This window comes from Streptomyces naganishii JCM 4654, assembly GCF_014650575.1.
GTDB classification, from domain to species: domain Bacteria; phylum Actinomycetota; class Actinomycetes; order Streptomycetales; family Streptomycetaceae; genus Streptomyces; species Streptomyces naganishii.
In genome coordinates, this window is the sequence record NZ_BMVF01000016.1 from 66,766 (window position 1) to 81,356 (window position 14,591).

The window sequence follows — 14,591 nt, forward strand, 5'->3', positions numbered from 1 at the left end:
CCGGCGGCTCAGGTGAGCAGCGGCAGCACCTCGCCGGTCAGGTGGAGGCGCCCGTCCTTCGCCCCGCGCAGCTCGAAGCGGCCGATGTCGTCCGCCGCGTAGGCGACCGCGCCCGGCAGCAGCACCGGCGCGCGGAACTCCGCCCGGACCAGCGCGGCCGGCGGGGTGCCGTGGGCGGCGAGGCAGCGGGCCACGGTCCACATGCCGTGCGCGATCGCCCGCGGGAAGCCGAACAGGCGGGCGGTGAGCGCGAAGAGGTGAATCGGGTTGCGGTCCCCGGACGCGGCCCCGTAGCGCCGTCCGACGTCCCCGGCGAGCCGCCACTCCTCGACGACCGGCAGCGGCGGGCGCTCCTGGCCGGCGGCTTCGGCGGCTCCTGCCGGCGACTCCACCGCCCCGGTACCGTCCGTGCGGTGGCGGGCCAGGTAGGTGCTGCTCGACGCCCACACCACGTCCCCGCCCTCCGCGCGGAGCTCGGTGACGACGGTCGCCTCCGTGCCGCGCCGGTGTGCCGCAAGTCCCGCCACGTACACGGTCAGTTGATACATCCCCGTCGCGGGCAGCACCCGGTGCCGGGTGATGTCGATCGAGGTGTGGACCAGGCCGAGCAGCGGCAGCGGGAAGTCGCCGCCGCTCATCAGGCTCATCGCCAGCGGGAAACCGAGCACGTGCGGATAGGTGACGGGCAGCGCGTCCTCGCCGGTCGCGAAGCCGCACACCCGCTCGTAGGCGGCCAGCCGGCCCAGGTCCACGCGCAGGGACGGCACCACCAGCCGGGTGCGCGGGAAGGGCGCGTCGGGGGCGGGCCGTTTGAAGGGCGAGCGCAGGGCGCCCCGGGCGAGGAGCGGGGGGAGCGAGGGCGGGCGGGGGAGGACGACGGACGAGGGCGCGGTGCCGCGGTCGGGGGTGGGGCCGGCGGTGGTCACGGGTCACGCCCCCAGCAGGCTCTGGCCGCAGACCCGTACGACCTGGCCGTTGACCGCGCCCGAGGCCGGGTGCGCGAACCAGGCGGTCGTCTCGGCCACGTCCACGGGCAGGCCGCCCTGCGCGAGGGAGTTCATGCGGCGGCCCGCCTCGCGGATGAACAGGGGGATCGCGGCGGTCATCCTGGTCTCGATGAAGCCGGGCGCGACCGCGTTCACCGTGACCCCGTGCTCCGCCAGGGCACGCGGCGCCAGGGAGCGGACCAGGCCCACGACGCCCGCCTTGCTCGCGCCGTAGTTCGTCTGGCCGGCGTTGCCCGCGAGGCCCGCGATGGAGGCGGTGGCCACGATCCGGCCGCCCGGGCGCAGGGTGCCCGAGGCGAGCAGCGCGTCGGTGGTGCGCAGCACGCTCGCGAGGTTGACCTCCATGACCGGACTCCAGCGGTCGGCGGGCATGTTGACCAGCCGCCGGTCACGGGTGACGCCCGCGTTGTGGATCAGGACGTCGAGCCCGCCGGGCAGCGCGGCCGCGATGCGCTCGCCCGCGTCGGCGGCGGTGATGTCCAGGGTGAGGGCGGTGCCGCCGAGGCGCTCGGCCAGCGCGCGGGCGTCCTTCTCGGCGGCCGGCACGTCCAGCACGACGACGTGGGCGCCGTCCCGGGCGAGGGTCTGGGCGACCGCCTCGCCGATGCCGCGGGCGGCGCCGGTCACCAGGGCGGTGCGCCCGGCGAGCGGGCGGTCCCAGTCCTCGGGGGCGGTCGCCGTCCCCGCGTCCACGTGGATCACCTGGCCGCTGACGTAGGCGGACTTGGGGGAGAGCAGGAAGCGGAGGGTGGACTCGGCGGCGGACGCGTCGGTGAGCCGTACGAGGTTGACGGTCCTGCCCCGGCCGATCTCCTTGCCGAGCGAGCGCGTGAACCCCTCCAACGCCTGCTGCGCGGCGGCCTGGTGGTGGTCGGCGGCATCGAGCGGGGCGCCGAGCACGACCACGCGGCCGCTCGCGGCCACCGACCGCACGACGGGGTGCAGGGCGGCGTGCACATCACCGAGCCCGGCGACGTCCCGCACACCGGTGGCGTCGAGGACCACGGCGGCGGGGGGCGTACCGGCGGGGGCGCCGGCCGACGCGCCGGTGGCGGTTCCGGTCTGCGTGCCCATGACGCCTCCGGTCTGCGCGTCGGCCGGGCGCAGGCCCGTGCGGGACAGGACGTCCGCCAGACCGGCGGCCAGGTCCGGGTCCGGCTTGCCTGCCACGAGGTGCAGCAACGTGCCGTCGAGCGCGGGCCGTTCGGGCGACCACCGCCGCAGCGCCGCGGGCTGCGGCAGACCCAGCCGGCGGGTCAGGAAACGGCCCGGCGCGGTGCCGGTGAAGCTGAGATAGCGGTCGGCCATGGGCCATCTCCCCAAGGGTTCCCAAGTGCTTACTCTGAAGTAAGGTTACCGGAGGTAAGCCTACGTCACGGGTGAGGAGCAGGTCGAGATGAGTCCCCTTGAGCCCCCTCGGGCCCGCCGGGTCGCGGTGATCGGCGGCACGCGCGTCCCCTTCGCCCGCTCCGACGGCCCCTACGCCACCGCGGGCAACCAGGAGATGCTCACCGCGGCTCTGAACGGCCTCGTCGAGCGGTACGGCCTCGACGGTCCGGGCGCCGTGGGCGAGTTCGTCGCCGGCGCGGTCCTCAAGCACAGCCGGGACTTCAACCTGGCCCGCGAGACCGTGCTCGGCTCGAAGCTGGACCCGCGCACCCCGGCCTACGACATCCAGCAGGCCTGCGGCACCGGGCTCCAGGCGGTGATCGCCGCCGCCAACAAGATCACCCTCGGGCAGACCGAGTCCGCCGTCGCGGGCGGCGCGGACACCGCGAGCGACGCGCCGCTGGGCGTCAACGACACGCTGCGCCGCATCCTGCTCGAGGCCCGCAGGGCCAAGTCGGCGGGCGCGCGCCTGCGGGCGCTGGCCAAGGTCCGCCCCTCCCACCTCGTCCCCGACGTCCCGCGCAACGCCGAGCCGCGCACCGGGCTGTCCATGGGCGAGCACGCCGCCGTCACCGCCCGCGCGTTCGGCGTCACCCGCCGGGAGCAGGACGAACTGGCGGCCGCCAGCCACCAGCGACTCGCGGCGGCCTACCAACGCGGCTTCTTCGACGACCTGGTGGTCCCCTTCCGGGACCTGACCCGCGACCAGAACCTGCGCCCCGGCTCCACGGTGGACAAACTCGCCGCGCTGAAGCCGGTGTTCGGGCTCGGCGGACCCGAACCCACCATGACGGCGGGCAACTCCACACCCCTGACGGACGGCGCCGCGACCGTGCTGCTGGCGTCCGAGGAGTGGGCCGAGGCCCGCGGCCTGGAACCGCTGGCCTACCTGACCGCGTACGAGACGGCGGCGGTGGACTTCGTGCACGGTGACGTGGCGGGCGGCGAGGACGGCCTGCTGATGGCACCGGCGTACGCGGTCCCGCGCATGCTGGAGCGCGCGGGACTCGGCACCGAGGACTTCGACCTGGTGGAGATCCACGAGGCGTTCGCCTCCCAGGTGCTGGCGACGCTGGCGGCCTGGGAGAAGCGGGGTCTGGCCCCGGTCGACCGCGCCCGCCTCAACGTCGCCGGCTCCTCGCTCGCCACCGGCCACCCCTTCGCCGCGACCGGCGCCCGGATCGTCGCCACCCTGGCCAAGCTGCTCGCCGAACGCGGGGGCCCCGGACGCGGCCTGATCTCGGTCTGCGCGGCCGGCGGCCAGGGCGTGACGGCGATCCTCGAACGGCCGTAGCCGGCCCTGTACGGCCCTGCCGGGACGGCTTCACAAGGCTCCCCACCGCCGTGATCCGGCGTGATCCCGTGTGATGTCGAAGACTGCACATCCCCGGCCCCGGACCATCCCCTCTCCCGCCGAGAAACCGCACGAACCCCCCACGAGCGCGCCGTACGATCCCGGTTCCGGCCCGCGGCGACACCCGAGCCGCACCACGCCGGTGAACGACCCGGTGCGCCCGGCGCGTACCAGATGCAGCAGTGCAGTACATGTAGCTGCAGGCCCCAGGAGCTGCCATGCCCATCTCGTACTCGTCCTTCTCGCCGTCCCCCTCGTCCCCCGGGCAGCAGCCGTCGCCGGAGTTCGCCTACGACCCGGACATCGGCCCGGTGCCCGCGGAGCCCCTGACACGGCGGCTGGACGGAGAGGTGCGGGAGGCCTACGTGCCGCCGCTGGTCGCGAGCGTGACGCACGGCTCGCTCGCGGACCTGCCGTTCGAGAACGCGAGCGCGGACCCGGGCCGCCGCGTGCTCAGCCGCCGGGACGCGGACGGCGGCTGGACGGACGTGACGGCGGCTCAGTTCGCCGACCAGGTCCTGGCCGTGGCCAAGGGCCTGATCGCGGAGGGCCTGGTCCCGGGCGACCGGATCGCGGTCATGGCCCGCACGCGCTACGAGTGGACGCTGCTGGACTTCGCCGCCTGGGCCGCCGGCCTGGTCACCGTGCCCGTCTACCCGACGTCCTCCCTCTTCCAGACCCGCTGGATCCTCCAGGACTCCGGCGCGGTGGCCCTGGTGACGGAGACGGCCCGGCAGGCGGCGGCCCTCGGCCCGGAGCGCGACCGCCTGCTCGGCCTGCGCCACATGTGGGTCATGGACAGCGGGCACGTGGAGCGGCTGGCCGAGCTCGGCGCGGCGACCGTCCCGGACCAGGAGGTCGCCGTGCGCCGGGGTGTGCTCGGCCCCGACACGCTGGCCACGCTCATCTACACCTCGGGCACCACCGGCCGCCCGAAGGGCTGCGCCCTCACCCACGGCAACTTCCTGGCCGAGGTCGACAACGCGATCGAGCTGCTCCACCCGGTCTTCAAGGCCAAGATCTCCGACGAGCCCGCCACCCTCCTCTTCCTCCCGCTGTCCCACGTCTTCGGCCGCATGGTGGCGGTCGCCTGCGTCCGCGCGGGCGTGCGGCTCGGGCACGCGCCGAGCCTGAAGGCCGAGGACCTGCTGGCCGACCTGGCGAGCTTCAGGCCGACCTTCCTGCTGGCCATCCCGTACATGCTGGAGAAGATCTACAACAACGCGCGCGCGGCGGCCGAGCGCGGTGGCCGGGCCTCGTCCTTCGACCGCGCCGCGAACGTGGCCCGCCGCTACGGCGAGGCCGTGGAGGCCCGCCGGCACGGCACCGGCCCCGGCCCCGGAGCCGCCCTGAAGACCGCGCGCGCCCTCTACGACCCCCTGGTCTACCGCCGCATCCGCGGCGCCCTGGGCGGACGTCTGCGCTACGTCATCTGCGGCGGCTCACCGCTGGGCCGTCGCCTGGCCGCGTTCTTCGCCGGCGCGGGCGTGGAGATCTACGAGGGCTACGGCCTGACCGAGACGACCGGCGCCGCCACCGTGAGCCCGCCGCAGAAGCCCCGCCTGGGCACGGTGGGCCGCCCGCTGCCGGGCACCAGGGTGCGCATCGCGGCGGACGGCGAGGTACTGCTGTCCGGCGGGCAGGTCTTCCGCGGCTACTGGGACCCGAACGCCGGCGGGGTGGTCCCGGCCACGCACGAGGGCTGGTTCCCGACCGGGGACATCGGCCGCCTGGACGACGAGGGCTATCTGACGATCACGGGGCGGAAGAAGGAAATCCTGATCACCTCGGGCGGCAAGAACGTGGCCCCCGCCCCGCTGGAGAACTGGCTGCGCTCCCACCCCCTGATCTCCCAGTGCCTGGTCCTCGGCGACGGCCGCCCCTACGTCTCGGCCCTGATCACCCTGGACCCCGACGGCATCACCCACTGGCGGCAGATGAACGGCAAGCACCCGGTGCCGCCCGAGCTCCTGGTGGACGACCCGGATCTGCGCGCAGTCCTCCAGCGGGCGGTGGACGAGGCGAACAAGCTGGTGTCCCGCCCGGAGTCCATCCGCCGCTTCGCCGTCCTGCCCGTGGACTTCACCGAGGAAGCGGGTCATCTGACCCCCTCGATGAAGCTGCGCCGGGAGGCGATCATGCGCGACTTCGCCCGGACCGTGGAGGAGCTGTACGCGGGCTGAGGCCCCCTGGGACGGATAGGCCCCGTCGAATTCCCGCCGGCCGCCCGCGAGGGCGAGGGAAAGACGACGGGAATTCGGTGGCGGGTCCTGGTGCCCGCCACCGGCAATTCACACACAATTCACGAACGGCCCCGGCCCGCCTCGGGTGGGCCGGGCGCCGGGGCCGGGTGCGGCAAAGGCAGGAGCCCCGTCGCCGGACGGCGCGGGGCTCCTTGGGTACTGCTTGTCGGATCGGTTACTGCGCGCGGAACGCTCAGACCGGGGTGACGTTCTCCGCCTGCGGGCCCTTCGGACCCTGCGTGACGTCGAAGCTCACCTGCTGGTTCTCTTCGAGGGAGCGGAAACCGGTCGCGTTGATCGCGGAGTAGTGGACGAAGACGTCGGGGCCGCCGCCTTCCTGGGCGATGAAGCCAAAGCCCTTTTCGGCGTTGAACCACTTCACGGTTCCGGTAGCCATATAAGCCCTCCTTGGGCTCAAAGGGTCGCCCTGCTCCAGAACCTGCAAGTGTGAAAACGAAATCGCCGCACAACTGCATACGTCTGAAAACGACCAGAGCCCGCGGTCACATGCTCCGCAGGCTCTGTACTGCAAGGGAAACCAAACTGCAACTTGCTCGTGAGCCTAGCATGCGGTCGACGAAAAGCAATAGAGGCCAAGATCACGTCACCCGGATGTTTGAAGGTTCTGGTGAGAGGTTGACGTAGAGAGACCGGACGAAGTCCGGCCCGGATCGGCCGGGAGAGGGAACGCGGGCCGCCGGGGAGCCGCCGCGAGAGGGGGGACAGGGGGTGGCGGCGGGGTCACCCGGGGCAGGGTCTAGTCTCGCGATGTGGACAATTCTCGCATCCGGCCGCGCGTCGGCCACATCCAGTTCCTCAACTGCCTGCCCCTGTACTGGGGGCTCGCGAGAACGGGCACGCTGCTCGACTTCGAGCTCACCAAGGACACCCCGGAGAAGCTCAGCGAGCAGCTCGTGCGCGGAGACCTCGACATCGGTCCGATCACCCTCGTCGAGTTCCTCAAGCACGCGGACGAGCTGGTCGCCTTCCCCGACATCGCCGTCGGCTGCGACGGCCCGGTGATGTCGTGCGTGATCGTCTCCCAGCTCCCGCTGGACCGCCTCGACGGCGCCCGGGTCGCCCTCGGCTCGACCTCCCGCACCTCCGTCCGCCTCGCCCAGCTGCTGCTCGCCGAGCGGTACGGCGTGGCCCCGGACTACTACACCTGCCCGCCCGACCTCAGCCTGATGATGCAGGAGGCGGACGCGGCGGTGCTCATCGGCGACGCCGCCCTGCGCGCCAACCTGCACGACGGCCCCCGCTACGGCCTCGACGTCCACGACCTGGGCGCCCTGTGGAAGGAGTGGACGGGCCTGCCGTTCGTCTTCGCGGTCTGGGCGGCCCGCCGCGACTACGCCGAGCGCGAGCCGGAGATCACCAGGAAGGTGCACGAGGCCTTCCTGTCCTCCCGCAACCTCTCCCTGGAGGAGGTCGGCAAGGTCGCCGAGCAGGCGGCCCGCTGGGAGGCCTTCGACGAGCAGGTCCTCCAGCGGTACTTCACCACCCTCGACTTCAGCTTCGGCGCCCCGCAGCTGGCGGCGGTCGCGGAGTTCGCCCGGCGGGTCGGCCCCACGACCGGCTTCCCGGCGGACGTCGAGGTGGACCTCCTCCAGCCGCTGTAGAGGCGGCGGCAGCGGCCGGGCGGCGTCCTTTCGGCACTACCCTGCTGAGGAGCGTGGGGAGCCGCGAGGGCAGTACGGGGGAGGGGTGGACGCCATGCAGCCGCTCGAAGTCGACGAGCCCACCGCGGTGGGGCCCTACCGGCTGCTCGGCCGGCTGGGCTCCGGCGGCATGGGCCGCGTGTACCTGGGCCGCAGCGCGGGCGGCCGCACGGTCGCGGTGAAGATCGTGCACCCGCACTTCGCGCTCGACGAGGAGTTCCGCGCCCGGTTCCGGCGCGAGGTCGAGGCCGCGCGCCGGGTGGGCGGCGCCTGGACCGCGCCCGTGCTGGACGCCGACCCCGGCGCGCCCGTGCCCTGGGTCGCCACGGCCTACGCGGCCGGCCCCTCCCTCGCCGCGGCCGTCACCGACGGGGGACCGCTGCCCGCCCACTCGGTACGGGCGCTCGGTTCGGGCCTGGCCGAGGCGCTGGCCGCGGTGCACGAACTCGGCCTGGTGCACCGGGACGTGAAGCCGTCCAACGTGCTGCTGACCCTCGACGGCCCGCTCCTGATCGACTTCGGCATCGCCCGCGCAACCGACGGCACCGCCTCCCTCACCTCCACCGGCGTGTCGATCGGCTCGCCCGGCTACATGTCCCCCGAGCAGATCCTCGGCAGGGGCGCCACCGGCGCGGCCGACGTCTTCTCCCTGGGCGCGGTCCTCGCGTACGCCGCGACCGGCACGCCCCCCTTCCCGGGCGACTCCTCGGCGGCGCTGCTCTACAAGGTCGTCCACGAGGAGCCCGAACTCGGCGCGCTGGAGGGCGACATGCGGGACCTGGTCGCGGCCTGCCTCGCCAAGGACCCCGCCGCCCGTCCCGCCCCCGCCGGCATCGCCCGCCGGCTCGCCCCCGAGGGCACCGCCCGCCTGGTCGCGGGCGGCTGGCTCCCGGGCCGGCTCGTGGAACAGGTCAGCCGCGGTGCCGTGCGACTGCTGAACCTGGAGGCGGCCGGGGAGGCGCCGGGGAGTCAGGGTGCCTCGCCCGAAGGGCGTTCGGAGCCCGGCGGCGCGTCCGGGCCGGTGGGGTTCAGCAGCGTGTCGGTCGCGTCGGAACGCCCGTCCGACACCGGGCGTTTCGGGCCCCCGCCCGTCATGCCCGGCACGGCGCCTCCCGCACCGGCGCCCACGCCCCCTCCCACCGCCCCGCCCTTCGGCGTTCCCGAGCCGCGTGACGCGCCGCCGCAGGAGAGCGTCGCCGCGGGCGTCACGGCCGGCGCGGGCGCCCCGGACGGGGCGGACGGCGCGGACGGGCGGTCCGGGCCCGGGAAGTCCGGTGCCGGGCCATCCGGGTCCGGACGGTTCTCCGTCACCGTGGCGGCCGGCTCCGCGCCGGGCGACGGCGGCCGGGGCCGCCGGATGAGCTGCAGCGTGGTGCTGGCGGTCGCGGGCGCGCTGGCGGTGGTGACGACCGTGGGCGGAGTGCTCCTGTCCCAGCTGCACGGCGACAGCGGCAAGGACGGGGCGAGCAGCGGCGCGCCCCCGGGAAGCACCGGGACCCGGCCGTCCGCGTCGGCGGCGGCCACCGGCGCGGTGCCCGAGGTGTACCTCGGCACCTGGCGGGGCGACGGCACGGTGACCGCGCTCGGGCAGGACCTGCCCGGCGGCACGTACGAGATCGTCGTACGGCAGGGCGCGCCCGGCTCGGTCGTCGGCTCGGTCACCCAGACGGACGCCCTCGGCGGCGCGTGCGTCGACGAGCTCACCCTGAAGTCGGCCACGGCCACGGAGCTGGTGGCCACCGGGCGCGGCCGGAAGGACAACCCCTCCCACTGCGTGCCCGACGCCCACGAGGTGCGGCTGCGCCCGGACGGCGGGAACGCGCTGCGGTTCACCTCGGTGGACCCCAAGGCGGGCAATCCGAAGGCCCGCCTGCTCAGGGCGGACTGAGGTCAGCACGGCAAAAGGCCTGGCGTAGGCTGGTTCGGTCCGTCCACCCGTCTCCCACCACTTGTACGAGCGCTTCGCGCCCACCCCCTGTTCAACGCACCAACCTTGCGAAAGGGACGCCGGTGACCGAGAAGGCCGACCTCACCTCTTTTGATGTCACAGCCGTCCTCGACCGTGCCGCCGCGGGCGGACGGATCACTCCCGAGGAGGCGCTCGACCTCTACCGCTCCGCGCCGCTGCACGCGCTGGGCGCCGCCGCCGACGCCGTGCGCCGCCGCAAGTACGCGGGCACCGAGCACATCGCGACGTACATCATCGAGCGCAACATCAACTACACGAACGTGTGCGTCACCGCGTGCAAGTTCTGCGCCTTCTACGCCGCGCCCAAGGACACCGCCAAGGGCTGGACCCGCGACCTGGACGACATCCTGCGCCGCTGCGCGGAGACCGTCGAGCTCGGCGGCACCCAGATCATGTTCCAGGGCGGCCACCACCCGGACTACGGCGTGGAGTACTACGAGAAGCACTTCCGCGCCATCAAGGACGCCTTCCCGCAACTGGTGATCCACTCGCTGGGCGCGTCCGAGGTCGAGCACATGGCCCGGATCAGCGGGGTCTCCGTGGAGGAGGCCATCACCCGCATCCACGAGGCCGGCCTCGACTCCTTCGCCGGCGCGGGCGCCGAACTCCTGCCCGAGCGGCCCCGCAAGGCCATCGCCCCGCTGAAGGAGTCCGGCGAGCGCTGGCTGGAGATCATGGAGACCGCGCACCGGCTGGGCGTGGAGTCCACCTCCACCATGCTGATGGGCACCGGCGAGACCAACGCCGAGCGCATCGAGCACCTGCGGATGATCCGGGACGTCCAGGACCGCACGGGCGGCTTCCGCGCCTTCATCCCGTACACCTACCAGCCCGAGAACAACCACCTGAAGGGCCGCACCCAGGCGACCGTCTTCGAGTACCTGCGGATGATCGCGATCGCCCGCCTGTTCCTCGACAACGTCATGCACATCCAGGGCTCCTGGCTGACCACCGGCAAGGACGTCGGCCAGCTCACCCTGCACTACGGCGCGGACGACCTCGGCTCGATCATGCTGGAGGAGAACGTCGTCTCCTCCGCCGGAGCCAGGCACCGCTCCAACCGGATGGAGATCATCGAGCTGATCCGCAAGGCGGACCGCGTCCCGGCGCAGCGCTCGACGACGTACGAGCACCTGGTCGTGCACGACGACCCGGCGAACGACCCGGTCGACGACCGCGTGATGTCCCACATCTCGTCGACGGCGATCGCGGGCGGCACCGCCCACCCCGAGCTGAAGCTGCTCGCCTCCAACTGAGCCGGACGTGCTGACGATTCACACGGCCGGCGAGGTCCGCCGCACCTGGGACGACGCCGAGCCGCTGACCGAGGGGGCCGTCGCCGTCGAGGGCGCCCGGATCGCCGCCGTGGGCCCGCTCGCCGAGGTGGAGGAGAGGTTCCCGGGCGCGCGGGTGCGGCGGTGGCCCGGCGTGCTCGGGCCCGCGCGGGTGCACGCGGGGCCGCTTCCGGACGCGCCCAGCCCGCGCGAGCGCGTGCACGCCGTACTGAAGCTCGGCGCCACCGCCGTCCTGGCCGAGCACGCCGGGACGCCCGAACTCCGCCACGCCGCCGAGCGCAACGACGTGGCCGTGCTGCCGGGCACCCGTCCGGCCGCCGTGGTGGAGGGCGGCCGCGCGGACCTGGCCGTCGTCGACGCGAGCGGCGCCTGCCTGGCGACCGTGTGCGCGGGCCGCCTGGTGCACCGGCGCCGCTGAGCCCGGCCGGGAGACGGCGGGGGCGAGGAGGTACGTCGCCGGGGGCCCGGGGAGTCCGTGGCGGACGCGGCGGCGCGCAGGAAGGCGAGGCTGCTGCCGTGGGGCCGGGTACCCGCCTGCCACAATGGGCCCGTGACCCGCGCATCCCTGGAGAAGCAGCCGCACGAAGTCGCCTCGATGTTCGACGGCGTGGCGGAACGGTACGACCTCACCAACGACGTGCTGTCCCTCGGGCAGGACCGGCGGTGGCGCAGGGAGGTCGCCAGAGCGGTCGACGCCCGGCCCGCGCAGAAGGTGCTCGACCTGGCCGCCGGCACGGCGACCTCCTCGCTGCCCTTCACCCGCGCCGGCGCGTACGTCGTCCCGTGCGACTTCTCGATCGGGATGCTCCAGGTCGGCAAGCGGCGGCACGCCTGGCTGCCGTTCACGGCCGGTGACGCGACGCGGCTGCCGTTCCGCGACGACACCTTCGACGCCGTCACCATCTCCTTCGGGCTGCGCAACGTGCACGACACGGACGCGGCCCTGCGCGAGATGCACCGGGTGACCCGGCCCGGCGGGCGGGTGGTCATCTGCGAGTTCTCGCACCCCACCTGGGCGCCGTTCCGCACCGTCTACACCGAGTACCTGATGCGCGCCCTGCCCCCGGTGGCCCGCGCGGTCTCCTCCAACCCCGACGCCTACGTCTACCTCGCCGAGTCCATCCGCTCCTGGCCCGACCAGGAGGCCCTGGCCGCCCGCCTGAGCGACGCCGGCTGGACGAAGGTCGCCTGGCGCAACCTGAGCGGCGGCATCGTGGCCCTGCACCGGGGCTTCAAGGCCTGAGGCCGCCCGGGTGCCGCCCTGCCCGGCTCAGACCCGCATGACGGCGTACGGGTCGCCCGGTTCGTCCAGTTCGCGTTGCAGGCCGCCTGCCGGCGGGCGGGGCGCGCGGGGCTCGCGGACGCCTCCGCCGCCCTCGCCCGGGCCGAAGTCGAACCACACGTAGACCATCGAGTCCCGCGGCACCTCGGCGCCCGGAGGCGGGTACTGGCGCACGACGTGGTCGGCCACGGCGAGTTGGAAGTCCGGGCGGTCCGGCGCGTTGACGAACAGACCGTTCGCGCGCGCGGCCTCGCGCGCGTCGACGGCCATCAGCCCGACCAGCCGTGGCACGCGCACTTCGGGTGTCTTGGGTGGAATGAACACAGACGTCACCCCCAGCGGTACCGGCAGGGTAACCGCCAGGGACCGCCGCCCGGAAGCGTCAGGTGTCTTTCTGTGACAGTCAGTTACTTACGGTAATCGGCAACGGGTGCCAAGATCGGCGACGGGCGCCCGCCTACAGCTCGAGCCGGTAGCAGTGACCCTCGCGCCGCGACACCGGCGTCACGAACGTCTCCGCCAGCCGCATCCCGAGCCGCTCGGTCACCGCGATGGAGCGCGTGTTGCGGGCGTCGACCATCGCCACCACGCTCGTCAGCCCCGCCGCCCGCAGCCGCTCCAGAGTCGTCCGCGCGGCCGCCGTGACGTATCCCCGGCCCCAGTGCTCCCGCCCGAGCCGCCACCCGATCTCGATCTCGCCCGTGGGACCCCACTCCCGCTCCCAGGGCTGCGCGCCGGTGAAGCCGACGACCCGGCCCGACTCGTCGAGCATCGTCCACAGGCAGAAGCCCCGTTCGGCGTCGTGCCGCCGCTGCCGGGCGGTGAGCTCCTCGTACACGGACAGCTCCGCCGGCCTCCCGCCCTGGAACTCCATGACGTCCGGGTCGTCGAAGACCCGGTGCCAGGCGACGGCGTCCTCGTCGGTGGGGACGCGCAGCCGTACGACGGGGAGTGCTCGGTTCACGGAAGCAGCCCTTCAGCCGGGTGATCAATTCTGCTGCATAGACTGCCCATGTCCAGTGCCGGTCGGCACGCGTATTTCGAACTTGGGGAGATCCCGCCGTGACCGTCGTGACTGAGCCCCTCTCCGAGAACACCGCCGATGTGATCGTCGTGGGCGCGGGGCCGGCCGGGTCCACCACCGCCTACCACCTCGCCCGTGCCGGACTCGACGTACTCCTGCTGGAGAAGACCGAGTTCCCGCGCGAGAAGGTCTGCGGCGACGGCCTCACCCCGCGCGCAGTCAAGCAGCTCGTCGCCATGGGCATCGACATCTCCGAGGAAGCCGGCTGGCTGCGCAACAAGGGGCTGCGGATCATCGGCGGCGGCGTCCGGCTCGAGCTCGACTGGCCGGAACTCGCCTCCTTCCCCGACTACGGACTCGTGCGCAGGCGCGACGACTTCGACGAGCAGCTGGCCCGGCAGGCGCAGAAGGCGGGCGCCCGGCTGTTCGAGCGCTGCAACGTCTCCGGCCCGGTCGTCGACGACCGCACCGGCCGCATCACCGGCGTGACCGCCAAGCTCGGCGAGGAGAAGCGCGAGGTCACCTTCCACGCGCCGCTCGTCGTCGCCGCCGACGGCAACTCCACCCGCCTGTCCCTGGCGATGGGCCTGCACCGGCGCGAGGACCGCCCGATGGGCGTCGCGGTGCGCACGTACTTCGAGAGCCCCCGCCACGGCGACGACTACTTGGAGTCCTGGCTGGAGCTGTGGGACCGGCGCGGGGAGCAGGACCGCCTGCTGCCGGGCTACGGATGGATCTTCGGCATGGGCGACGGGACGTCCAACGTCGGCCTGGGCGTGCTCAACACCTCGGCCTCCTTCAAGGAGCTCGACTGGCGCGAGATCCTCAAGGCCTGGTGCGCCTCGATGCCCGAGGACTGGGGCTACACCCCCGAGAACATGACCGGCCCGATCCGCGGCGCCGCCCTCCCCATGGCCTTCAACCGCCAGCCGCACTACACGCGCGGGCTGCTGCTCGTCGGCGACGCGGGCGGCCTGGTGAACCCCTTCAACGGCGAGGGCATCGCCTACGCCATGGAGTCCGGCCAGCTCGCCGCCGACGTCGTCGTCCAGGCCCACGGCCGCGCCACGCCCGCCCAGCGAGAACTCGCCCTCCAGCGCTACCCGCGCGTCCTGAAGGACACCTACGGCGGCTACTACACGCTGGGCCGCGCCTTCGTGAAGCTCATCGGCAACCCGAAGGTCATGCAGATCGCCACCCAGCGCGGTCTGACCCACCCGATGCTGATGAAGTTCACCCTCAAGCTGCTCGCCAACCTCACCGACCCGACGGGCGGCGACGCGATGGACCGCATCATCAACGGCCTGAGCAAGGTGGCGCCGAAGGCGTGAGCCCGCGCGGGACGTGAAGCGACGGCTGAGGCCGGC

13 protein-coding genes are annotated in these 14,591 nt (G+C 73.5%); 8 read left to right on the top strand and 5 right to left on the bottom strand.

Annotated elements, in window-relative coordinates; all coding sequences use genetic code 11:
* Positions 1-8: 8 nt before the first annotated feature.
* Together IE217_RS25905 and IE217_RS25910 are read right to left on the bottom strand one after the other, a co-directional pair.
* The gene (locus IE217_RS25905) at positions 9-926 is read right to left on the bottom strand and encodes a MaoC/PaaZ C-terminal domain-containing protein (RefSeq protein WP_190180370.1); all 918 of its coding nucleotides are present in this window, start codon (positions 924-926) and stop codon (positions 9-11) included.
* 3 nt (positions 927-929) lie between these two features.
* Complete coding sequence (locus tag IE217_RS25910) at positions 930-2,315, bottom strand: 3-oxoacyl-ACP reductase (RefSeq protein WP_190180371.1); 1,386 nt, start codon at positions 2,313-2,315, stop codon at positions 930-932.
* A gap of 88 nt (positions 2,316-2,403) precedes the next feature.
* On the opposite strand from IE217_RS25910, the gene IE217_RS25915 reads away from it, so the two are divergent.
* On the top strand, positions 2,404-3,690 hold the full coding sequence (locus tag IE217_RS25915) for an acetyl-CoA C-acetyltransferase (protein WP_190180372.1): 1,287 nt from the start codon (positions 2,404-2,406) through the stop codon (positions 3,688-3,690).
* Positions 3,691-3,968: 278 nt separating this feature from the next.
* Complete coding sequence (locus tag IE217_RS25920; RefSeq protein WP_190180373.1) at positions 3,969-5,933, top strand: AMP-dependent synthetase/ligase; 1,965 nt, start codon at positions 3,969-3,971, stop codon at positions 5,931-5,933.
* A 253-nt stretch (positions 5,934-6,186) separates the two neighbouring features.
* Here IE217_RS25920 and IE217_RS25925 read toward each other — a convergent pair whose 3' ends face one another.
* Positions 6,187-6,390, bottom strand: coding sequence for a cold-shock protein (locus tag IE217_RS25925; protein WP_004984723.1), 204 nt, complete (start codon positions 6,388-6,390; stop codon positions 6,187-6,189).
* Positions 6,391-6,763: 373 nt separating this feature from the next.
* Here IE217_RS25925 and IE217_RS25930 point away from each other — a divergent pair, with 373 nt between their 5' ends.
* The 5 genes from IE217_RS25930 to IE217_RS25950 all read left to right on the top strand — a co-directional run bounded on the left by IE217_RS25930 (position 6,764) and on the right by IE217_RS25950 (position 12,161).
* Positions 6,764-7,615: a menaquinone biosynthetic enzyme MqnA/MqnD family protein gene (locus IE217_RS25930; RefSeq protein WP_190180374.1), complete on the top strand. Its 852-nt coding sequence runs from the start codon at positions 6,764-6,766 to the stop codon at positions 7,613-7,615.
* Between the two features lie 94 nt (positions 7,616-7,709).
* Entirely contained in the window at positions 7,710-9,542 is a 1,833-nt protein-coding gene (locus IE217_RS25935) for a serine/threonine-protein kinase (RefSeq protein WP_190180375.1), read from the top strand.
* A 122-nt stretch (positions 9,543-9,664) separates the two neighbouring features.
* Positions 9,665-10,879, top strand: a complete 1,215-nt coding sequence (gene mqnC, locus IE217_RS25940; RefSeq protein ID WP_190180376.1) for a cyclic dehypoxanthinyl futalosine synthase — start codon at positions 9,665-9,667, stop codon at positions 10,877-10,879.
* A 7-nt stretch (positions 10,880-10,886) separates the two neighbouring features.
* Positions 10,887-11,336 carry an imidazolonepropionase-like domain-containing protein gene (locus IE217_RS25945; protein WP_190180377.1) on the top strand — a complete coding sequence of 150 codons (450 nt, stop codon included), beginning with the start codon at positions 10,887-10,889 and terminating at the stop codon, positions 11,334-11,336.
* 132 nt (positions 11,337-11,468) lie between these two features.
* Entirely contained in the window at positions 11,469-12,161 is a 693-nt protein-coding gene (locus tag IE217_RS25950) for a demethylmenaquinone methyltransferase (RefSeq protein WP_190180378.1), read from the top strand.
* A gap of 27 nt (positions 12,162-12,188) precedes the next feature.
* On the opposite strand, the gene IE217_RS25955 is transcribed toward IE217_RS25950, so the two are convergent.
* Together IE217_RS25955 and IE217_RS25960 are read right to left on the bottom strand one after the other, a co-directional pair.
* A complete protein-coding gene (locus tag IE217_RS25955) occupies positions 12,189-12,533 on the bottom strand; it encodes a PASTA domain-containing protein (RefSeq protein WP_373298136.1) in 345 nt (114 codons plus the stop codon).
* Between the two features lie 124 nt (positions 12,534-12,657).
* Positions 12,658-13,164: a GNAT family N-acetyltransferase gene (locus tag IE217_RS25960; protein ID WP_190180379.1), complete on the bottom strand. Its 507-nt coding sequence runs from the start codon at positions 13,162-13,164 to the stop codon at positions 12,658-12,660.
* A 98-nt stretch (positions 13,165-13,262) separates the two neighbouring features.
* Between IE217_RS25960 and IE217_RS25965 the strand changes: the two genes are divergently transcribed.
* A complete protein-coding gene (locus tag IE217_RS25965; RefSeq protein WP_190180380.1) occupies positions 13,263-14,555 on the top strand; it encodes a geranylgeranyl reductase family protein in 1,293 nt (430 codons plus the stop codon).
* Positions 14,556-14,591 lie beyond the last annotated feature (36 nt).

What these genes read in the sequence shown, in the direction of transcription:
- IE217_RS25935 (WP_190180375.1), top strand. Translation starts at nt 7,710, where the DNA reads ATGCAGCCGCTCGAAGTCGACGAGCCCACCGCGGTGGGGCCCTACCGG.
- IE217_RS25915 (WP_190180372.1), top strand. Translation starts at nt 2,404, where the DNA reads ATGAGTCCCCTTGAGCCCCCTCGGGCCCGCCGGGTCGCGGTGATCGGC.
- IE217_RS25910 (WP_190180371.1), bottom strand. Translation starts at nt 2,315, where the DNA reads ATGGCCGACCGCTATCTCAGCTTCACCGGCACCGCGCCGGGCCGTTTC.
- IE217_RS25920 (WP_190180373.1), top strand. Translation starts at nt 3,969, where the DNA reads ATGCCCATCTCGTACTCGTCCTTCTCGCCGTCCCCCTCGTCCCCCGGG.
- IE217_RS25925 (WP_004984723.1), bottom strand. Translation starts at nt 6,390, where the DNA reads ATGGCTACCGGAACCGTGAAGTGGTTCAACGCCGAAAAGGGCTTTGGC.